22 protein-coding genes and 1 other annotated feature are annotated in these 21,984 nt (G+C 37.8%); all 22 genes read left to right on the top strand.

Translation table 11 applies throughout. The features are described 5' to 3' along the window. The first annotated feature begins 7 nt into the window (after nucleotides 1-7). A complete protein-coding gene (gene mnmA / locus ACWNMY_RS04510; RefSeq protein WP_449537085.1) occupies nucleotides 8-1,120 on the top strand; it encodes a tRNA 2-thiouridine(34) synthase MnmA in 1,113 nt (370 codons plus the stop codon). A 110-nt stretch (nucleotides 1,121-1,230) separates the two neighbouring features. Continuing rightward, nucleotides 1,231-1,902 (top strand): tetratricopeptide repeat protein, encoded by a 672-nt coding sequence (locus ACWNMY_RS04505; RefSeq protein WP_449537084.1) that lies wholly within the window; start codon nucleotides 1,231-1,233, stop codon nucleotides 1,900-1,902. Between the two features lie 36 nt (nucleotides 1,903-1,938). Beyond that, nucleotides 1,939-4,347 carry an SF1B family DNA helicase RecD2 gene (gene recD2, locus ACWNMY_RS04500; protein WP_449537083.1) on the top strand — a complete coding sequence of 803 codons (2,409 nt, stop codon included), beginning with the start codon at nucleotides 1,939-1,941 and terminating at the stop codon, nucleotides 4,345-4,347. A gap of 95 nt (nucleotides 4,348-4,442) precedes the next feature. After that, complete coding sequence (locus ACWNMY_RS04495) at nucleotides 4,443-4,919, top strand: PRC-barrel domain-containing protein (protein WP_449537082.1); 477 nt, start codon at nucleotides 4,443-4,445, stop codon at nucleotides 4,917-4,919. A gap of 23 nt (nucleotides 4,920-4,942) precedes the next feature. After that, the gene (locus tag ACWNMY_RS04490) at nucleotides 4,943-5,131 is read left to right on the top strand and encodes a hypothetical protein (RefSeq protein ID WP_449537081.1); all 189 of its coding nucleotides are present in this window, start codon (nucleotides 4,943-4,945) and stop codon (nucleotides 5,129-5,131) included. 24 nt (nucleotides 5,132-5,155) lie between these two features. Further along, on the top strand, nucleotides 5,156-5,287 hold the full coding sequence (locus tag ACWNMY_RS04485; RefSeq protein ID WP_449537080.1) for a YrzQ family protein: 132 nt from the start codon (nucleotides 5,156-5,158) through the stop codon (nucleotides 5,285-5,287). A 368-nt stretch (nucleotides 5,288-5,655) separates the two neighbouring features. Beyond that, on the top strand, nucleotides 5,656-6,723 hold the full coding sequence (locus ACWNMY_RS04480; protein ID WP_449537079.1) for an AI-2E family transporter: 1,068 nt from the start codon (nucleotides 5,656-5,658) through the stop codon (nucleotides 6,721-6,723). Nucleotides 6,724-6,831: 108 nt separating this feature from the next. Continuing rightward, nucleotides 6,832-7,143, top strand: a binding site (T-box leader). Nucleotides 7,144-7,197: 54 nt separating this feature from the next. Next, entirely contained in the window at nucleotides 7,198-9,831 is a 2,634-nt protein-coding gene (alaS, locus tag ACWNMY_RS04475) for an alanine--tRNA ligase (protein WP_449537078.1), read from the top strand. 226 nt (nucleotides 9,832-10,057) lie between these two features. Next, the gene (locus ACWNMY_RS04470; protein WP_449537077.1) at nucleotides 10,058-10,324 is read left to right on the top strand and encodes an IreB family regulatory phosphoprotein; all 267 of its coding nucleotides are present in this window, start codon (nucleotides 10,058-10,060) and stop codon (nucleotides 10,322-10,324) included. 5 nt (nucleotides 10,325-10,329) lie between these two features. After that, on the top strand, nucleotides 10,330-10,746 hold the full coding sequence (gene ruvX / locus ACWNMY_RS04465) for a Holliday junction resolvase RuvX (RefSeq protein ID WP_449537076.1): 417 nt from the start codon (nucleotides 10,330-10,332) through the stop codon (nucleotides 10,744-10,746). Between the two features lie 15 nt (nucleotides 10,747-10,761). Continuing rightward, nucleotides 10,762-11,049 (top strand): DUF1292 domain-containing protein, encoded by a 288-nt coding sequence (locus ACWNMY_RS04460; protein ID WP_449537075.1) that lies wholly within the window; start codon nucleotides 10,762-10,764, stop codon nucleotides 11,047-11,049. A 151-nt stretch (nucleotides 11,050-11,200) separates the two neighbouring features. After that, entirely contained in the window at nucleotides 11,201-12,334 is a 1,134-nt protein-coding gene (mltG, locus tag ACWNMY_RS04455; protein ID WP_449537074.1) for an endolytic transglycosylase MltG, read from the top strand. Nucleotides 12,335-12,480: 146 nt separating this feature from the next. After that, nucleotides 12,481-13,125 carry an O-methyltransferase gene (locus ACWNMY_RS04450; protein ID WP_449537073.1) on the top strand — a complete coding sequence of 215 codons (645 nt, stop codon included), beginning with the start codon at nucleotides 12,481-12,483 and terminating at the stop codon, nucleotides 13,123-13,125. Nucleotides 13,126-13,127: 2 nt separating this feature from the next. After that, complete coding sequence (locus tag ACWNMY_RS04445) at nucleotides 13,128-14,057, top strand: peptidase U32 family protein (RefSeq protein ID WP_449537072.1); 930 nt, start codon at nucleotides 13,128-13,130, stop codon at nucleotides 14,055-14,057. Nucleotides 14,058-14,150: 93 nt separating this feature from the next. Further along, entirely contained in the window at nucleotides 14,151-15,428 is a 1,278-nt protein-coding gene (locus ACWNMY_RS04440) for a peptidase U32 family protein (protein ID WP_449537071.1), read from the top strand. A 1-nt stretch (nucleotide 15,429) separates the two neighbouring features. Then, the gene (gene udk, locus ACWNMY_RS04435; RefSeq protein WP_449537070.1) at nucleotides 15,430-16,065 is read left to right on the top strand and encodes a uridine kinase; all 636 of its coding nucleotides are present in this window, start codon (nucleotides 15,430-15,432) and stop codon (nucleotides 16,063-16,065) included. 194 nt (nucleotides 16,066-16,259) lie between these two features. After that, nucleotides 16,260-16,736, top strand: coding sequence for a transcription elongation factor GreA (gene greA / locus ACWNMY_RS04430; protein WP_449537069.1), 477 nt, complete (start codon nucleotides 16,260-16,262; stop codon nucleotides 16,734-16,736). 163 nt (nucleotides 16,737-16,899) lie between these two features. Further along, nucleotides 16,900-18,675, top strand: a complete 1,776-nt coding sequence (locus ACWNMY_RS04425) for a peptidoglycan D,D-transpeptidase FtsI family protein (RefSeq protein ID WP_449537068.1) — start codon at nucleotides 16,900-16,902, stop codon at nucleotides 18,673-18,675. 96 nt (nucleotides 18,676-18,771) lie between these two features. After that, the gene (locus ACWNMY_RS04420) at nucleotides 18,772-19,521 is read left to right on the top strand and encodes a YrrS family protein (RefSeq protein WP_449537067.1); all 750 of its coding nucleotides are present in this window, start codon (nucleotides 18,772-18,774) and stop codon (nucleotides 19,519-19,521) included. A gap of 151 nt (nucleotides 19,522-19,672) precedes the next feature. Then, the gene (locus ACWNMY_RS04415; RefSeq protein ID WP_449537066.1) at nucleotides 19,673-20,317 is read left to right on the top strand and encodes a class I SAM-dependent methyltransferase; all 645 of its coding nucleotides are present in this window, start codon (nucleotides 19,673-19,675) and stop codon (nucleotides 20,315-20,317) included. Nucleotides 20,318-20,338: 21 nt separating this feature from the next. Next, nucleotides 20,339-21,043: a 5'-methylthioadenosine/S-adenosylhomocysteine nucleosidase gene (mtnN, locus tag ACWNMY_RS04410; RefSeq protein ID WP_449537065.1), complete on the top strand. Its 705-nt coding sequence runs from the start codon at nucleotides 20,339-20,341 to the stop codon at nucleotides 21,041-21,043. Between the two features lie 16 nt (nucleotides 21,044-21,059). Next, complete coding sequence (locus ACWNMY_RS04405) at nucleotides 21,060-21,983, top strand: PLP-dependent cysteine synthase family protein (RefSeq protein ID WP_449537064.1); 924 nt, start codon at nucleotides 21,060-21,062, stop codon at nucleotides 21,981-21,983. Nucleotide 21,984: the final 1 nt, after the last annotated feature.

Below are 21,984 nucleotides of genomic sequence, written 5' to 3'. Positions count from 1 at the left end.
TGGAACAATGAAAGAACCAAAAGATACACGCGTAGTGGTTGGTATGTCAGGTGGTGTTGACTCATCTGTTGCGGCCCTTATGTTAAAGGAGCAAGGCTATGATGTCATTGGGATTTTTATGAAAAACTGGGATGATACCGATGAAAATGGTGTCTGTACGGCAACAGAGGATTATGAGGATGTAATCCGAGTATGCAACCAGATCGGGATTCCGTATTATGCCGTTAATTTTGAAAAACAATACTGGGACAAAGTGTTTTCCTACTTCTTGGATGAGTATAAGGCAGGCAGAACACCAAACCCGGATGTCATGTGTAATAAGGAAATTAAATTCAAAGCATTTTTAGATCATGCACTGACGCTTGGTGCGGATTATCTAGCAACAGGCCACTATGCACGAGTAGAATATAGAGATGGTGAGTATAAGATGTTAAGAGGGGTTGATGAGAATAAGGATCAAACCTATTTCTTAAATCAACTTACACAGGAGCAACTTTCAAGAGTTTTGTTTCCAATAGGAAATATTGAAAAATCGAAAGTACGTGAGCTTGCAAAAGAGGCAAATCTGGCCACTGCAACGAAAAAGGACAGTACAGGGATTTGTTTTATAGGAGAGCGAAATTTCAAAGAATTCTTAAGCAATTATTTACCTGCACAACCTGGAGATATGGTTACTTTTTCAGGTGAAGTAAAAGGGAAACATGATGGCTTGATGTACTATACAATCGGTCAGCGACATGGACTTGGTATTGGTGGAAGCGGGGAACCTTGGTTTGCGATTGGAAAAGATTTAGAGAAGAACATTCTATATGTTGACCAAGGCTTTCATAACGAACACCTATACTCTGACTCAATTCTAGCAACGAATGTTAGCTGGGTATCAGATAATGAACCAGATCAAGATGTAAAGTGTACGGCAAAATTCCGTTACCGCCAAGAAGATAATGATGTAACAGTTCAAAAGGTTGATGAAAACACAGTAAAAGTAATTTTTGACAAACCAATTCGTGCTGTTACACCAGGACAAGCTGTTGTATTTTATAATGGCGATGAATGTTTAGGTGGGGCTACAATCGATCATGTATTTAAAAATGGTAAACGCCTAACCTATGTTGGTTAATGATACCTCAACTCTATATAGGGTTGGGGTTTTCCTATGTTATAATATAAAATGCAAAATAACTAATTATACGATTAAATTTGAGGAATATGTGTAGGAGTGAATGTAAATTGGATTTAAATAAACAAGGTATCGAATATATGCAAGAAGGTAAATACGAAGAAGCAGCTAAATGCTTTTCGCAAGCAATTGAAGAGAATCCAAATGACCCCATTTTTTATATAAACTTTGGAAATCTGCTATCAGCTGTAGGGGATGCTGAAAGAGCTTTAGCATTTTTTAATAAAGCACTTGAGATTGACGCAAATGTGGGTACTGCATACTATGGAATCGGAAGTCTCCTATATAACAAAGAGGATTTCGTAAAAGCAAAAGATATGTTTGAAAAAGCGATACAAAAAGGTGTAGACAATAGTGATACCTATTTTATGTTAGGTATGACACTAATTCAGTTGGGGCAGCCAAAATTAGCGTTACCTTATATGAAGCGTGCAGTTGAACTTAATGAGAATGATACAGATGCATTATTCCAATATGGCCTATGTCTTGCGGGTGAATCGGTCATTGATGAGGCAATCGAAACTTTTAACAGTGTCATTGAACTCGATCCTTCACATTCAGACGCCTATTACAACTTAGGTGTTGCCTATGCGGGATTTAAAAACGATTATGATAAAGCACTCGAAATGTTTTCAAAGGCTTTAGAAATTCAACCCGACCATGTCCTTGCAGCAAACGGGAAGAAAATTGTGACCGAAGCCATAAATGAAGAAAACGAATAACCACTAATCATTGGATTGTAAGGAGGGAAATAACGTATGGACCAACAAGATACACTAGACTTATTCAATGAACAAAGGAAATATATGAAAGGTACTCATTTAGTAACCATTTTTCACAATGAGCAAAACTTATATTCAGTTGTTCGAATTCGTCTTCAAGAAACAAACGAAAATTACGAAGAAAAAGAGGCGGTTGTGACTGGATATTTCCCTCGAATCCATGAGAACGAAACCTACATATTCTTTGGCCGATTAAAGGAACATCCTAGATTCGGTTTGCAATTCCACGTAGAGCAATTTCAAAAGGAGATACCTCATACAAAACAGGGTATTATTCAATATCTTTCTAGCGACTTATTCAAAGGTATCGGGAAAAAAACGGCAGAAAAAATTGTGGAAACCCTGGGTGAAGGTGCTATTTCAAAAATTATGGCCAATCCTGCTGTCCTCCAAGAGGTTGATAAGCTTTCAGGAGATAAGGCAAAGGAAATATATGAAACACTACAAGAACACCAGGGTCTTGAACAAATTATGATTGGACTTTCACAATATGGATTTGGTCCACAGTTATCGATGAAAATATATCAAATGTACAAGGAACAAACACTAGAAATCCTACAAAAAAGTCCGTATAAGTTAGTTGAGGATATTGAAGGAATAGGATTTGGGAGAGCAGACGAACTAGGGCGACAACTAGGGATATCCGGGAATCATCCAGACCGTATTAAAGCAGGTTGTTTATACATACTTGAGCATGATTCCTTGCAGGATGGACATGTCTATCTTACTGTCGAGGAATTAATTTTACGAGTGCAACAATTGTTAGAACAAAGCAGCCAAGAAGAAATTATTGCAACAGACATTTCTCAGGAAATCATACAATTAACAGAAGAGGGAAAATTAATTATAGAAGAGGACAAGGCTTACTTACCCTCGCTATATTTTTCTGAAAGAGGTTTAATTACCAATATTAAACGTGTAATGGAACAAACCGAATATAAGGATCTTTTTCCAGAGTCTGAATTCTTGTTGGCATTAGGTGCCCTCGAGGAAAGGCTTCATGTCCAGTATGCTCCATCACAAAAAGACGCAATCCAAAAAGCACTGATGTCTCCAATGTTACTGTTAACAGGTGGTCCAGGAACTGGAAAAACAACGGTTATTAAAGGTATTGTTGAATTATATGGAGAATTACACGGCTGCTCCCTAGACCCGAAGGACTATAATGCAGAAAATCCTTTTCCGATTTTGTTAGTTGCTCCAACAGGAAGAGCTGCAAAGCGTATGACTGAATCAACTGGACTTCCAGCTGTTACAATACACCGATTGCTAGGATGGAACGGAGTGGAAGGCTTTAATCATGATGAAGACAATCCCATAAATGGTAAGCTGTTAATCGTTGATGAGGTGTCGATGGTAGATACGTGGTTAGCCAATCAATTATTTAAGTCACTACCAGAACATATACAGGTTGTTCTCGTTGGAGACGAGGATCAATTGCCCTCGGTTGGCCCTGGTCAGGTTTTAAAAGACTTATTGGCGTCCGAAGTTTTACCAACTGTACAACTTACAGATATCTATCGCCAAGCAGAAGGATCCTCCATTATTGAATTAGCTCATGAGATAAAAAAAGGTATGCTCCCTGTGGACATCTCGGCACCTAAAAAAGATAGGTCTTTTCTAAAATGTTACCAAGGTCAGATTCTCGATGTGGTCCGACAGGTATCAGATAATGCCAAGAAAAAAGGCTATTCTGTGAAGGATATTCAGGTTTTGGCGCCTATGTATCGAGGACCTGCTGGTATAGACAGTTTAAATGTAATGCTGCAGGAACTGTTTAATCCACCGGTACAAGGCAAACGTGAGATAAAGTTCGGCGATCTCATCTATCGGCGAGGCGATAAAGTGCTTCAACTGGTAAACCAACCTGAAAACAATGTGTTTAATGGCGATATAGGTGAAATTGTCTCTATCTTTTACGCAAAAGAAAACACAGAAAAACAGGATATGGTCGTTGTGTCTTTTGAAGGTAATGAAGTGACATATACGAAACAGGACTTGAATCAAATCACTCACGCATATTGTTGCTCCATCCATAAATCTCAAGGTAGTGAATTTCCAATTGTCATTCTACCGATTGTAAAGGGCTATTATAGGATGCTACGAAGAAATTTAATCTATACAGCCATCACACGAAGTAAAAATTTCTTGATACTTTGTGGCGAGGAAGAGGCTTTACGACAAGGTGTTCAGCGAGCAAACGATACAAATCGCCAAACAACATTATGTGAAAAGCTAAAAGCTCAATTTGGTACAGGCGGGACTACTGACAGAACAGTTTCAGTAAAAGAGCCAGTAGAAGCCGAAAGTTATTACGATATCATTTTTCAAACTGATCCTAATATCGGAATGGAAAATCTTACACCGTATGATTTTATGGAGTAAATAAAGACGGGACATCGTAATGGAAAACCTTGTACGGTATGACTTCACCTTAGATAGTGAATGATAAGTAATGTTCGGAAAGGTGGCGATTATCTTTGCGGACGTTCACATTACTAAAAGATCTACCGGTTTACGATGAAAATTCAGCAGAAATCCTTGGCAGAGTTTCAGACCTTTGTATTACACCTAATGGCAAGGTTAGCGCGTTGATCATGCAAGGAAAGGGACTGTTTGACAAGTATCGGGTAGTCCCAATCGAGAGCATTTCCTCTCTTGGGGATGACGGTGTGATGGTTTCGGACAGACAGCTTATCGAACGATTAGATAACGAAGCCCAAGCACCCACTTATTTTTTACACACTCATCATGGATTATTTCGAAAGCCGATTTTATCCAAAGATGGGGTAAAATTAGGCTTACTTGAAGATGTATATTTTTCAGAAGAATTGGGCACTATTATAGGGTATGAAATAACGGATGGCTTTTTTGCTGACATCACAGAAGGAAAAAAGGTAGTGAAAACGAACCAGCCTCTGAAAATAAGCGAAGATGTCATCGTCGTTGATGTATGATTCCATGATGTGAGGTGTACCCTGTGAAGTGCCCAAATTGTAAGAGTAAAGATATTGGTAAAATTGGTGTAAATCAATTTTACTGCTGGGGATGTTTTATCGAGCTTTCGGTTAATAAAGGTCAAATATTCACGCATCAGGTAGAGGAAGATGGCACACTCAGTTCGTTGGATGATCTGTTTGCTGAAGATGACAGAAGAATAAGTATGTAATCCTAATCAAGGGGTGAAGAGGTTATGAATCGAGCAATGACTTCTCTAATTACTATTGGTCTAGGTGCTGCGGCATACGGAGTAATGTCTAAAACGAATGTAATGTCTAACCGAAACATGAGAAAAATGCGCAAGCGTATAACTAAAATGTTTTAAAGGAAACCCCACTTTGGTGGGGTTTTTTGGTTTGAAGATAACGCAGGCGCTGGAATCGTGCCCGATTGCCCCGGAGAAAGCTTAAAACGGTAACGCAAGCACTGGAATCGTGCCGGATTGCCCCGGGAAATACTTAAAACGGTAACGGAAGCGCTGGAATCGTGCCCGATTGTCCAGGAAAAAGGTTAAGACGGTAACGCAAGCACAGGAAATGTGCCCGATTGCCCAGGGAAAAACTTAAAACGGTAACGGAAGCGCAGGAGCATCATTTTACAAAACAATCTGTCTCTTTACAATGTTTTCTCTCAACCGCAAAATCTGTATAAAACCATCATGATTTCAAAAACTACTACAAGGTGGTGAGATGGATGCATGAGAACAGAATGAAATGGATCTTTAGAATATCGTTGTTATTACTCACGTTTTTAACACTGTTTGTCTTTTTAAAATTGGCTCCAATTTGGCTTCCAGTCGTACATGTGCTGAAGACATTTTTATTTCCGTTTGTGATTTCTATTTTCATTACGTACTTACTACACCCGGTTATTGAAAAAATACATCATCAGGGACTACCACGTTCATTAGCCATTTTATTCATATATTTATTGTTCTTCGGAGGTCTTGGCTTTGGGCTTTATAAGGGGATTCCGGTTATCCTTCAACAGCTCAAGGACTTAGCGGAAAGCTTTCCTGAGTTCAGTGAAACATATCGAGCGTGGCTTATTCAGATAGAATCTGGTACCTCAAATCTACCGCCTTTTGTTCACAGTCAGTTAGATGAAATACTGTATTCAGTAGAAAATTATGTGGACTATTTACTTTCACATACCATCGAGGTGTTAAAGGATTTATTGAATTCTATCTTTTTAATAGCCATCATTCCTTTTATCGTTTTTTATATGCTCAAGGATTACAATCAAATGTTGAAAGCCCTATGGTATATTACACCGAGAAAGCTGCGCAAAGCAGGCCAGTTGTTTTTTAGAGATGTAGATGAGTCATTGGGAAACTATATTAGAGGTCAATTACTTGTGTGTTTACTCGTTGGCACGATTGCATCAATTGCGTTTTGGTTATCTGGAATGAAGTATCCTTTGTTATTGGGTAGCATTGTTGGTGTAACAAATATCATTCCGTATTTTGGACCAATTATTGGTGCAATCCCCGCAGCCATTATTGCTGCAACTATATCAATGAAAATGCTATTAATTGTTGTCATTGTTGTATTTGGACTTCAATTTATTGAGGGGAATCTATTGTCACCGATTATTGTAGGAAAGAGCCTTCGACTACATCCAATTGTCATTATTGGAGCACTTTTAGTTGGCGGAGAGATAGGGGGAGTACTTGGGCTCATTATTGCAGTACCTGTAGTTGCGATTTTAAAGGTTTCTATCATGCATGCAAAGCAGCATTTCACTGTCGTCAACAAATAGAGTACACCTTAATCTGTCTATAAACACAACATTGACAAACTTTTTTGACTTGCATATAATTGACAAGAAAATAGATAATACATAAAGTGACAGTTTTATCTTAAAAAATGAAAAACTATGAAGGAACGAGTATGTTACAGCACCATCAAATCAGAGAGGAATTCCATGGCTGAAAGAATTCTTGATGAGGGTAACAGAACGCTACTCCTGAGTGTAGGCAAACCTACCGGTGAATACCGTTATCAATATACGAAGGTGATGGACGTTTTAACGTAATTTTTTGGGTATGATATCCCATAGAATTCCGTTAAAAGCCGCTGTCGAATACCTAAGGTTCCACAAGAATCTAGGTTCATCAGCTAAAGCGCATATAACGTTCATAATCAGGGTGGTACCGCGAGCAATACTCTCGTCCCTGTTTTTTAGGGATTAGAGTATTTTTTTTATGTCAAAAATAATATAGGAGGTTATTATATGAAACAACTAACATCAGCACAAATTCGACAAATGTTTTTAGACTTTTTCCAATCAAAAGGGCATGCAATTGAGCCGAGTGCTTCACTCGTTCCACATGAGGATCCCTCTTTACTCTGGATCAACAGTGGAGTGGCAACTCTAAAAAAATATTTCGATGGACGTGTGATTCCAGAGAATCCAAGAATCTGTAATGCACAAAAATCAATCCGAACAAACGATATCGAAAATGTAGGGAAAACGGCTCGTCACCATACTTTCTTTGAAATGCTTGGGAATTTTTCAATCGGTGATTATTTTAAAGAAGAGTCCATTGAGTGGGCTTGGGAATTCTTAACAAGTAAAGACTGGATTGGGTTTGACCCTGAAAAACTTTCTGTTACGATTCATCCGGAAGATGATGAGGCATTCGATCTCTGGAATAAAAAAGTAGGAATTCCTGAGGAGCGTATTGTTAGATTAGAAGGTAACTTCTGGGATATTGGTGAAGGGCCAAGTGGTCCAAACACAGAAATATTCTATGACAGAGGCGAAGAGTTTGGAAATGATCCGAACGATCCCGAATTATACCCTGGTGGAGAAAATGAGCGTTATCTTGAAATCTGGAACCTAGTATTTTCACAATTTAATCATAATCCAGATGGTACATATACTCCACTTCCGAAGAAGAATATTGATACAGGTATGGGACTTGAAAGAATGTGTTCGGTTATCCAGAATGTGCCAACGAACTTTGATACAGATCTATTTATGCCAATTATTGAAGCAACAGAAGCTATTTCTGGTGAAAAATATGGTCAACAGAAAGAAAAGGATGTTGCGTTTAAAGTGATTGCAGACCATATCAGAACTGTAACTTTTGCAGTTGGTGACGGTGCACTCCCTTCTAATGAAGGAAGAGGCTATGTACTTAGAAGATTGTTAAGACGTGCTGTTCGCTATGCAAAGCAAATTTCAATTAATCGTCCATTCATGCATGAACTTGTCCCTGTGGTTGGCGAAATCATGGTTGATTTTTATCCGGAGGTAAAGAATAAAACAGAATTTATTCAAAAGGTTGTGAAAACGGAAGAAGAACGTTTCCACGAAACCTTGCATGACGGATTAGCAATCCTATCTACAGTCATTAAGAAAGAGAAAGAAAAAGGCAGCGACACAATTTCAGGTGAAGATGTATTTAGATTATACGATACCTACGGTTTCCCTGTAGAGCTAACGGAAGAGTACGCAGAGGAAGAAGGCATGAAGGTTGATCACGATGGTTTTGAACGTGAAATGGAAAACCAACGTGAAAGAGCAAGATCTGCACGTCAAGATGTAGACTCAATGCAGGTCCAAAGTGGTGTACTAGGTGAGATAAAAGTAGAAAGTACATTTGTAGGGTATGACCAATTGGAAGCTCAATCATCTGTTTTAGTACTTGTAAAAGATGGTGAAATCGTTGAAGCAGCAAATGAGGGGGAAGAGGTTCAGCTTATTCTAGACAAAACTCCTTTTTATGCTGAGAGCGGTGGACAAATTGCGGATGAAGGTACACTTGAAACTGAAACGACAAAGATTGTTGTAAAAGATGTTCAAAAAGCACCAAATGGCCAAAACCTTCACAGAGTTATTGTTGAAAAAGGATCTGTAACGAAAGGTGATCAAGTTTCTGCTAAAGTTAATAAGGAAAATCGAAGCGGAGTTGTAAAGAACCATACGGCAACACATCTTCTACATCAGGCTCTAAAAGATGTATTAGGGGAGCATGTGAATCAAGCAGGTTCATTAGTCACTTCAAACCGTTTGCGTTTTGACTTTTCTCATTTTGGTCAAATTAAGCCAGAAGAGCTTGAGCAAATTGAGGCGATTGTAAATGAAAAGATTTGGGGCAGTATTCCAGTAGACATTGACTATAAATCCTTAGCGGAAGCAAAAGCTATGGGTGCAATGGCATTATTTGGTGAGAAATATGGAGATATCGTCCGTGTTGTTCAAGTCGGTGACTATAGCCTTGAGCTTTGTGGTGGTTGTCACGTGCCAAATACATCAACAATTGGTCTATTCAAAATCGTTACTGAAACAGGAATTGGAGCTGGGACAAGACGTATTGAGGCAGTAACAGGAGAAGCGGCTTACCATGTTATTAATGACCAGGTAAAGCTGTTACAGGAAACTGCTTCATTATTGAAAACGAAGCCAGCTGAGGTACCTAGTCGTATTGAAGCATTGCAGAATGAGATACGTGTATTAAGTCGTGAAAATGAATCACTTTCAGCAAAGTTGGGTAATATTGAAGCAGGTAGCTTAGTACAAAAGGCGAAAGATATTAATGGAACTACTGTGTTGTATAGTAAGGTAAACGCACAGGATATGAACAATCTACGTGGTATGGTAGATGACTTAAAACAAAAGCTTGGTTCAGCAGTAATTGTGTTAGGATCTGTTAATGAAGATAAGGTTAATTTAACAGCAGGCGTTACTAAGGACTTAATTGAAAAAGGATTCCATGCAGGAAAGCTTATAAAGGAAGTTGCTACTCGTTGTGGTGGAGGCGGCGGTGGCCGGCCAGATATGGCTCAAGCTGGTGGTAAGAATCCAGAGCAGCTTGATTCCGCATTACAATTTGTGGAAGAATGGGTTAAAACCATTTAGTTTCCGCACTGTTTATTTTTTCGAGTTAGTATCTGGCATACTGCGCAAAGCCACATTGATTTTGGCGAATTTGATTGAGAAGAGATGATTTGTATCATCTCTTGATGATACAAATTGTCACTTCTTGTTAAGATTTCTTTATAATTAGTTGTGATTAGTGTACAATGAATGGTAAGATTTACATGCACAGATTCCAACAACCGAATCTGAGAGTGAGGTGCCAAACTTGAGCTCATTTGATAAAACAATGAAATTTAATTTTCCGGAGGAACCGGTTGAAACAAATGTAAATGAAGTATTATTTACTGTCTATGATGCTCTTCAAGAAAAAGGGTATAATCCAATTAATCAAATTGTAGGATACTTATTATCGGGTGATCCTGCGTATATCCCGCGTCACAATGATGCGAGAAATATTATCCGAAAACTTGAACGAGATGAAATAATTGAGGAGTTAGTAAAATCCTATTTAAAGATTCATCGTGAGGGGTAAAACGAATGAGGATTCTCGGTTTAGACGTCGGTTCGAAGACAGTTGGGGTAGCCATCAGTGATGAAATGGGATGGACTGCACAGGGCGTCGAGACAATCAAAATTAATGAAGAACGACAGCTGTTCGGGTTTGAACGGCTTGGAGAAATTATTAAGCAGTACGAGGTAGAATCTGTCGTAATCGGTTTACCAAAGAATATGAATGGAACAATTGGACCACGTGGTGAAGCAAGTCAGCATTTTGCCGATATGGTGACGGAAAGATTCGGATTACCTGTTGTTTTATGGGACGAGCGTCTCTCAACAGTTGCGGCAGAGCGAGTCCTTCTTTCCGCTGATGTTAGTCGAAAGAAACGAAAGCAAGTAATCGACAAAATGGCAGCAGTCATGATTCTCCAAGGATATCTTGATAGTAAAAATTAGAGAGGTGGATATGAAATGGAACATGGTGAAAAGCAAATAACTGTAATTGATGAGCAAGGTAATGAATTACTTTGTGAGGTATTATTTACCTTCGAATCAGAAGAATTCGGTAAATCGTATGTCTTATATTATCCAGTAGGAGAAGGCGAAGAGGATGAAGAAGATATCGAAATTCATGCTTCAAGTTTCAGCCCTTCAGCGGATGGAGAAGATGGCGAGTTACAACCAATAGAAACGGAAGAAGAATGGGACCTCATCGAAGAAATGTTAAATACATTCTTAGACGAAGAAGGAGACGAATAAAACAGCCGATGGGCTGTTTTTTTCTTTTTATTAAAGAATTTAAATAATTTTCAAGAAAATTCAACAAAAACTAGTTAATTCTTCCTAAAATTGACGAATTACATAAAAAAATGTAGTATAATATTTCGAGTGAGGGGAGGATTTACTATTTATGTCAGATAAAGAATCGAAAAAGGATCTATATAAAAAAAGATTGCTTGAACGGCATAGTGAAGCCAAAATGGTCCGTAAAATTGTGTTTATAACATTTATGATTATTTTAATTGTATTTTCTGGACTAATTGGTGGAGGCTATTTATATATTAAATCAGCTCTTGAACCGGTAGACCCTACTAGTAAAGAGCCGGTAGAAGTAACGATACCGATTGGTTCATCTCCGACAGCGATTGCGAGAATCCTTGAAGAAAACGACATCGTGAAAAACGCGAAAGTATTTCGCTATTATACGAAGTTTAAGAATGAATCTGGTTTTCAAGCTGGGGAATATCAATTCACCAAATCTATGACCTTTGATCAAATTATTGAAAGCCTTAAATCAGGAATCCTTGTGGGAGACCCAACTTTTAAACTAGTGATTCCAGAAGGAAAACAACTAGAAGAAATATCAATAATTATAGCCGAACAAACAGGGTATACGAAAGAAGAGGTCATGACAAAGCTTGATGACCCTGCATATATACAAGATCTAATAGGTAAATATCCAACTATTTTAACAGATGAAATCCTACACCAGGATATTAAGCATCCACTAGAAGGATATTTATTCCCTGCAACCTATCCGTTTTACGAGGAAAAGCCATCTATTGAATCCATCGTAGAAACAATGTTAGAGCAGACGGAGAAAGTGTTAGCAAAATATACGGCTCTTATGGAAGGGAATAAGTATATTGACTCAACTCATAAACTATTAACTCTTGCCTCTTTAATAGAAGAGGAAGCAACTGCTCAAACAGATCGTGAACAAATCTCAGGCGTGTTTTATAATCGATTAGATAGCGGGATGCCATTACAAACTGACCCTACTGTTCTATATGCATTAGGTGAACATAAGGATCGCGTGTTATATGACCATCTAAAAGTCAATTCGCCATACAACACTTATGTAATAAAAGGCCTTACTCCAGGACCTATTGCCAATGCGGGAGAAACATCCTTATCGGCGGCATTAAATCCGGCAGAAAGCGATTATTTATACTTCCTTGCAACTCCAGCTGGAGAGGTATTATTTTCTAAAACACTGGAAGAGCATAATGTGAAAAAGAATCAACATATTACAAATCAATAATAAATGTACGACTAAAGGGAAGCTAATATAGCGTTCCCTTTTTCTTTGTGGTAAAATAAACCGAGTTAAAAAACAATAGTATTTTACAAAAGTTAATCAGTTCTTATTCGTAACCACTACCACCATATTGAATGGAGGTTTTTTTCTTGTTATCAAGTAAACTAACCGATTATTTAGAAAATCTACTACCCAAACGGGACGAAATCGTAGAAGAAATGGAACATTATGCAAAAGAAAATAATGTGCCAATAATGGAATTAGTAGGCATCGAAACGATGCTTCAAATATTACGTATTTCTCAACCAAAACAGATTCTTGAGATAGGCACAGCAATAGGGTATTCGGCTATTAGAATGGCCAAGGCACTTCCTAAAACGACAATTATAACAATTGAGAGAGACCAGGAAAGATATGAAAAAGCTCTCGAGAATATAAAACTTACAGGGACAAGCTCTCAAATAAAGGTCATTTTTGGAGATGCCTTAGAGGTGGCTTCCGAAATTAAAGATTTAGGGGAATTCGATTGTATTTTTATTGATGCTGCCAAAGGACAATATCGACATTTTTTTGACATCTATGAAAAATGCCTCTCAAAGGATGGTCTAATTGTTACTGATAATGTACTATTTAAAGGGCTCGTTGCAGAAGAGGAAATTGAGAGTAAACGAATCAGAAGTCTTGTAACAAAAATTAGAGCATATAACGAGTGGTTACTGGCTCACCAGGAGTATCATACTACGATTTTGCCTGTAGGTGACGGTATCGCAATTAGTAAAAAAAGAGGTGTATAGGAATGCAAAAGCCGGAGCTTCTTGTAACTCCTACAAGCGTTGGAGATATTGAACCATTAATACATGCTGGTGCAACAGCATTTATGATAGGTGAACAAAAATTTGGCCTGCGTCTCGCAGGAGAATTCAATCGTGAAGACATTGTTAAGTCGGTTGAAATTGCTCACAGCCATGGAGCGAAAATTTATGTTGCTGTAAACGCCCTGTTTCATAATGAAAAAATCGAAGAATTATCTAATTATGTTGCATTCTTACGTGACAGCAAGGTAGATGCAATTTCTTTCGGTGATCCAGCAGTACTTCTTACTGCACGTGAGGTTGCTCCAGAAATGAAACTACACTGGAATACGGAAACTACTGCAACAAATTGGTATACATGTAACTACTGGGGACGTAAAGGTGCAAAACGTGCGGTATTAGCTCGTGAGCTAAATATGGATTCTATAGTAGAAATTAAAGAAAATGCTGAGGTTGAAATTGAAGTACAGGTACATGGAATGATGTGTATGTTTCAATCTAAACGTTCATTAATAGGTAACTATTTCGAATATCAAGGCAAAGTCATGGAAGTTGAAAATCGTAAAAAAGAAAAAGACATGTTTTTATTTGATAACGAACGAGGTAACAAATACCCCATATATGAAGACGAGAACGGAACTCATATCATGAGTCCTAATGACGTCTGTATCGTTGATGAATTGGAAGAGATGATTAATGCGGGTGTTGATAGCTTTAAGATTGATGGGCTTTTAAAATCAACCGATTATCTCATAGAAGTTACAAAAATCTATCGTAAAGCCATTGACTTATGTGTTGAAAATCGTGACGAGTATGAGGATATCAAGGACGATCTCTTAGCTCAGCTAGAGGAGCTTCAACCAATTAATCGACCTCTCGATACTGGCTTTTATTTCAAAGAAACGGTTTATTAACGAATAGTAAGGCCATAAAAAGACAGTGCCTCTGGCGAGGGTAATCTTTATGGTCCATATGCCCAGGGATATTGATTGTGAGGAGGAATAAACATGTCAACAGCAGTTGTGAAAGACCCCATTTCAAAAATAATTGATGGCAAGCGCGTAATTGTTAAAAAGCCAGAGTTGCTTGCTCCAGCAGGAAACCTTGAAAAATTAAAAATTGCTGTTCACTATGGTGCAGATGCTGTTTTTATCGGTGGTCAAGAATATGGACTGAGATCAAACGCAGATAATTTTACGTTAGAAGAAATTGCAGAAGGTGTCGAATTCGCTAAAAAATATGGGGCTAAAATATATGTAACGACAAATATTTATGCTCATAACGAAAATATAGATGGACTTGATGACTATCTGATGGGGTTAGAAAAAGCTGGAGTTTCCGGTATTATCGTTGCTGATCCACTAATTATCGAAACTTGTAAAAAGGTGGCTCCTAAAATGGAGGTTCACCTAAGCACCCAACAGTCTCTTTCCAACTGGAAAGCCGTTCAATTTTGGAAAGAGGAAGGATTGGAGAGGGTTGTATTAGCACGTGAAACAAGTGCTGAAGAAATTCGAGAAATGAAGGAAAAAGTTGATATTGAAATTGAAACTTTTATCCATGGTGCAATGTGTATCGCTTATTCTGGTCGGTGTACCTTAAGTAATCATATGACAGCACGTGACTCAAATCGTGGTGGCTGCTGCCAATCGTGCAGATGGGACTATGATTTATTTAGACTTGATGAAACTGGATCCGAAGTTGCCCTTTTTGAGGATGAGGATGCACCGTTTGCAATGAGCCCTAAGGATCTGAAATTAATTGAGTCCATTCCAAGAATGATTGAATTAGGAATAGACAGTTTGAAAATTGAAGGACGTATGAAATCCATTCATTATATAGCTACTGTTGTGAGTGTTTACAGAAAAGTTATAGATGAGTACAGTGCTGATCCAGATAATTTTGTTATCAAAAAAGAATGGCTTGAAGAACTTGATAAATGTGCAAATCGTGAGACTGCTCCTGCCTTCTTTGAAGGGGTTCCTGGTGTAAATGAGCAAATGTATGGAACACATAGTAAAAAAACAACTTATGATTTTGCAGGTCTGGTGTTAGACTATGATAAGGAAACAGGTATCGTAACATTACAGCAGCGTAATTTCTTTAAAAAAGGTGATCAGGTTGAGTTTTTCGGCCCGGAAATTGAAAACTTTACCCAAATAATTGAGTCGATTTGGGATGAGGATGGACAAGAGATACAGGCTGCAAGACATCCATTACAAATCGTTTCGTTCAAAGTGGACAAACTAGTCTACCCGAACAACATGATGCGAAAGGGGAAGTAAGATGAGCAGAAAGCCAATAGTTATTGGCATTGCTGGAGGCTCGGGGTCTGGAAAGACAAGTGTTTCAAAAGCAATATATGAGCATTTTAAAGGACATTCTATTTTGATGATTGAGCAGGATTCTTATTATAAAGATCAAAGTGAAATGCCCTATGAAGAAAGATTAAATACAAATTACGACCATCCATTGGCTTTTGACAATGACTTACTTATCAAACATATAAAAAATCTTCTTGAATATAAAGGTATAAGTAAGCCGATTTATGACTATAAATTTCATACAAGGTCATCTGAAGTTGTTCAGGTTGAGCCAAAAGATGTTATCATTGTGGAAGGTATCCTAGTACTCGAGGATGAGAGACTACGTGATTTAATGGATATAAAGCTTTATGTTGACACAGATGCCGACATCCGAATTATTCGAAGAATGCTACGAGACATAAGAGATCGGGGACGCACATTGGAGTCGGTTGTAGAACAATATGAAACGGTGGTTCGCCCCATGCATAATCAATTTGTTGAACCTACAAAGCGATATGCTGATATCATCATTCCTGAAGGTGGACAAAATTTCGTTGCAATCGACTTAATGGTAACCAAAATTCAAACAATTCTTGAACAAAATGTAATTTTGTAATAACATAACAGAGAAATAGATGTTATGATAGTACAAATTGTAAGGAAAGGAATGGTAGTGTTTTCCTATCGTTCCTTTCCTTACTATACAATAGCGTAGTAATAGAATAGAACTAATATCGTACTACATACTTTTTTTGATGATTTATAGAGCAATCACAGGGGGATTGTAACAACTGAAGGAGTGAAGGGATTATGGCAGTAGAGAAAGTATTTCCAATGACATTAGAAGGTAAGCAAAAATTAGAACAAGAGCTAGAACACTTGAAAACGGTTAAACGTAAAGAAGTAGTGGAACGTATTAAAATTGCTAGAAGCTTTGGTGACCTTTCTGAGAACTCAGAATATGATTCAGCGAAAGAGGAACAAGCATTTGTTGAAGGACGTATCACTACACTTGAAAATATGATCAGAAATGCAAAAATTATTGAAGAGGATGCAGATAGTGCAGGTAAGGTTTCATTAGGGAAATCAGTTACCTTTATCGAGCTTCCAGATGGAGAAGAAGAAACATATACCATTGTAGGTAGTGCTGAAGCCGATCCATTTGAAGGGAAGATTTCAAACGATTCTCCAATTGCGAAGAGCCTGATTGGTAAACATGTAGGAGATAAAGTTACTGTTCAAACTCCTGGTGGAGAAATGTTTGTTGAAATTACAAAGATTGACTAATTTCATACCATACTTGTCATGACTGTGTGAAAGTCGGAAACTTTATAGTTGGTACGTTTTTGGACAACTGAAATTTAAATAAATAGCAAATAAGAACTGTTTTTTGTCTGAAATGTATAAATCTTATAACACCTCGTCGAAACTGTTGACGAGGTGTTTTTCTATGGTGATAAAAAAACGTGCATTATCCATTCTTTTAGTAATTCTGTTGGTTTTAACCGGGCTAATAGGGAGACTAATTCAGCTCCAGTTAGTAAGTACGGAATCATTTTCTGATAGAGATGTAAACTTAATCGAAGCAAGTGTTTCACAAAGAACGCAAGAATTAGTCATCGACCAAGGTAGAGGTAGATTTATCGATCGCCACAAAGAGGCCCTGACACATGAATATTATCCGACCTTAGTGTTATTTCCTTTTTTGAAAAATATTGAATGGCCAATTGAAGATGTAGCTGGGATCGTAAATATATCTACCAATCAATTACAAAGAGAATTAAAAGATGCTAAAAAACCAGTTATTGTAGGTGGAGACACACCCATAGAATTAACCGAGACCCAAATGAACAAAATCAATAACCTTCAAATCCCAGGTGTATTTGCCGTTCATCGCCAGTATGAACTTGATAGTCAAATAGCCGAGCATCTAATCGGATTAATACGTGAGAACGAGGAATTATTTCAGAAGCGTTACCCTGAGAAAACCTATTTAAGTAAAAATACGAAGCTAGGAATCACTGGTTTGCAATCAACATTTGATGAGTTCCTTTTACCGGAAGGAGAGGCGAAGCTCTTATACCATGTTGCGGGAGATGGAGGACCGTTATTTGGTATTGATGTAAAGTATACGGCACCAGCAAATCCTTATTATCCTGTGGCGATTCAAACAACTCTAGATAAAGAGCTTCAGTTACTAGCAGAGGAAGTATTGGAGAAACACAAAGTGAATAAGGGTGGAATTGTCCTTCTTGATGTAGAAACCAATGATTTACTAGCAATGGTAAGTAAACCGGATATCAATCATACGAACCCATTTGGAGATGGGACAGCAGAAAATCAAATGATTATGCCACAATTTCCTGGGTCCGTGTTTAAAACAGTCGTCACAGCAGCTGCGATTGAAAAGGAACAAATTTCAAATGATAGGATGTTTAATTGTGACTTAGATTTATATGGAGAGGGACCTGCTGAGTATCAACATGGCATGTTGAATTTCCACAATAGCTTTGCAAAAAGCTGTAATTATACGTTTGCAACGATTGCTCAAGAGTTACTTCAAACAGACAAAGATATAATCGAAAAATATGCTGAAATGCTTGGGTTACTTGGACCAATCGGTTGGAATGGAGATGTATTTAGGTTTCGAGAATTTAAACAACTTCCCAATGAGTACAACGGGAGAATATGGGCAGATGAGCGTGACAAAAGCGCAAAAAAAGCGATTGCGCAAACTGCTATTGGCCAAAAGGATGTAAGGGTGACTCCATTAGCTATTGCAAATATGATGGCCACCATTGCCAGAGGAGGGGAAAAGAAGGAAGTTCGAACTGTAAGTGACGTTCTGTACAAAAACGGAACGACATTATTTTCTTTCTCAGAACAAAAAATGGAAGGACAACAAATCGCTTCCTATACAGCTAGTAGGCTCCAAGAACTATTAAGAGGTGTTGTTACTTCTGGAACTGGCCAAAGATTTGCAAGTCTACCATATGAAGTTGCTGGAAAGTCAGGAACAGCTGAAACAGGAAAAAAACAGGGAGATACAATCCTTGTGAATAAATGGTTTGCAGGTTATTTTCCTTTCAAAAATCCAAAATACGCACTCGTTGTAGTTGATTTAGAGCAACCAAGCTCTAGGTACGTTTCGAATGATGTATTTTATGATATGGTTCAAGGTATTTTTCAGTTGGAACAGGAAAAAGGTACCGATAAAAGTGACTGAGATAAGAAAATTCTTCACCCTATCCATTAGTCATGCTAGAATAAGAGGATGAATTAGATTATCAAGTAATAGTCGTTTTAGGAGGTACATGACTAAATGGGGTATGATCTAGATAAGTTTAATGAAGGTCCTCGCTCTGAAAGAAGAGCGAAAAGAAAAAAGGTAAACCGAATTTTAAATGTTTTAATAGGCCTGGTCATAATTTTAATTGTATTCTTTGGCGGTAAGCTTATCTTTGGTGATAAAAATGTAGAAGATACTGTATCTTCAAATCAGTCTAACCAACCTAAAGATAATAAATCTACCGCTCCTGATGAGAAGGAAGACAAAACTAAGGAAGAAGAACAGACTACTACTGAAAAAAGTGATAAAGATAAAGAGCAAGAAAACGAGAAAGATAAAGATGATAAAACTGCACCAAAATCAGAGGAAGCAGCTGTTGTTACAGAAGGCGATCCCAACTCAAATGTTGCAAAAGTAATTGAGAATCCTGCTTGGAAACCAATTGGGACCGAACAAACGGAGCCACATTCGATTGTTTATGATGAAGGCTCTACTGATCGAAATGAGATGGAAATGGCAGCAAGCTATGCAACTGGTTTCGATCGATCTGATATGGTTGTCTGGTGGCTTGGCAGAAATGGTGAAAATTCCATTACTGCAACTGTTTCATCTAAGACAACAAAACAAGTACAAAGGGTTTATCTTGATTGGGTACCAAACGAGGGATGGAAACCAGTTAAAATTGAGGAACTGAAAGAAAACGAATATAACAAGAAAAAATCGGAACAAGACGAAGACGAAAATGAAATGGACGAAGATGAACCAGATGAAAATGAAGACTAAGTTAAACGCAGGAATTCCTGCGTTTTTTTGTTGTTTATTTGTGCACTTCTTAATTGATAAACTACAGTTTCTATGATAAATTTAGAACAGTTCAATTTTTAATTCATAGTATACTTATAGGAATAATATAAAATTCTAGGGAGTGAGCATAATGGGGAGAGAATTTCTTGAGGTTTTTGAGTGCTGGGCAGATTCTTACGATCAGACTGTAACTGGACATGATTTGGAATATAAAGAGGTATTTAATCGCTATGATGATATACTCCACAATGTTGTTCAAAAGTCTGGTGCCACTGTACTAGAATTTGGTGTAGGAACAGGTAATCTAACTCAAAAGTTACTAAATGAAAACAAACAGGTCTTTGGGATCGAACCTTCAAAGCCAATGCGTGAAATTGCGTTAGAAAAACTTGATAATTATGAATTATCAATAGAAGATGGAGATTTTTTAGAATATAAAAAACCGGATAAAAAAATAGATACAATTGTAAGTACGTATGCGTTCCATCATCTTACTGATACTGAAAAAAATCAGGCCTTTTCACAATATGGCATCTTACTTGAAAAAGGTGGTAAAATAGTGTTTGCGGATACAATGTTTGAGAATAATCAAGAATATACAATGACAATTCAATCTGCAAAACAAATGGGCTTCCTAAACCTTGCAAAGGATTTAGAAACGGAATATTACACGACGATTCCTGTGTTACGGGAAATTGCCAATCAAAATGGATTTACTGTTGAATTTACACGTTTTAATCATTTTGTTTGGGTGATGGAGGCAACAAAAAAGTAGGATGAAAGGTGATACGTACTTATGAATGTAGCAATAATTGGAGCAATGGATGAGGAAGTAGCAATTTTACGAGAAAAAATCTCAAATAGACAAGAAACAACTGTAGCGGGAAGTGTATTTTATACGGGAACACTTAATGGCTATGATGTAATCCTATTGAAGTCAGGTATTGGGAAAGTAAATGCAGCCATTTCAACAACGATCCTATTACAGCAATTTAAACCAGATTATGTAATCAACACTGGATCAGCTGGAGGTCATTTAGCAACACTTAATGTTGGAGATATCGTCATTTCATCTGAAGTTAGACACCATGATGTGGATGTTACGATTTTTAATTATGAATACGGGCAGGTTCCTGGCCTGCCAGCTGCTTTTAAAGCAGATGAGAACCTAATTGCTTTGGCTGAAAAAAGTGCAGAAGGAAATACTAATGTTCAAGTTGTAACTGGCCTGATTGCAACGGGTGATTCTTTTATGAACGACCCAGAGCGGGTTGCATTTGTAAGTGGAAAGTTTGGCGACCTATATGCAGTTGAAATGGAAGCAGCAGCCGTAGCGCAAGTTTGTCATCAGTTTGGGGTACCTTTTGTAGTCATTCGGGCATTATCTGACATAGCAGGAAAAGAGTCTAATGTTTCATTTGAGCAATTCTTACAAACAGCCGCAGTAAATTCTTCTATGGTTGTAGAAAAAATGGTTGAACAAATCAATAAATCATCATAAATGGAGAGGGTTACTTATGCAAGTGTTTCAGAATGTTCATGAGCTAATTGGAAATACACCAATTGTGGAAATTACCAAGTTCCCGTTACATAATGGTGTTCGTCTTTTAGCAAAGCTCGAATACTTTAATCCCGGTGGAAGTGTAAAAGATCGCTTAGGAATTGAACTGCTTCAGCACGCATTCCGTACGGGTCAGTTATCCGAGGGTGGAACTATTATTGAACCAACTGCTGGGAATACAGGGATTGGACTTGCGCTTGCAGCAATTAACCATAATATTAATGTGATATTTTGTGTTCCAGAGAAATTTTCAATTGAAAAGCAAGAATTAATGAAAGCTCTAGGAGCAAGGATTGTTCATACGCCCACAAAGGATGGTATGAGTGGTGCAATTAAAAAAGCGAAGGAGCTTCTTGCTGAAATTCCCAATTCCTATTGTCCGCAACAGTTTGCAAACCCTGCAAATCCTGAAACCTATTATAAAACGTTAGGACCTGAGATTTGGAAACAGCTAGATGGGGAAATTGATGTTTTTGTAGCAGGAGCGGGTACAGGTGGAACCTTTATGGGGACATCTAAGTACTTAAAAGAAATGAATAACTCGATTAAGACTGTCATCGTGGAACCAGAAGGGTCAATCCTAAATGGTGGCAAATCTGGCCCACATAAGACAGAAGGAATAGGGATGGAGTTTCTTCCGGAATACATGGATATATCTTATTTTGATAAAATTTATACTGTCTCGGATGAGGAAGCTTTCCGTCGTGTGAAAGAGGTTGCTCGTATGGAAGGTCTCCTCGTTGGGAGTTCATCAGGTTCAGCACTTCATGCTGCACTCCTTGAGGCAGAACAAGCTGTACCTGGAACAACTATTCTTACAATTTTCCCTGACAGTAGTGAACGATATTTAAGTAAAAAAATATATGAGGGGGGCTTATAAC

The organism is Ferdinandcohnia sp. Marseille-Q9671 (assembly GCF_976954385.1).
The sequence above is the reverse complement of the archived record's forward strand: the minus strand, read 5'-3'. Positions and strand labels throughout refer to the sequence as shown.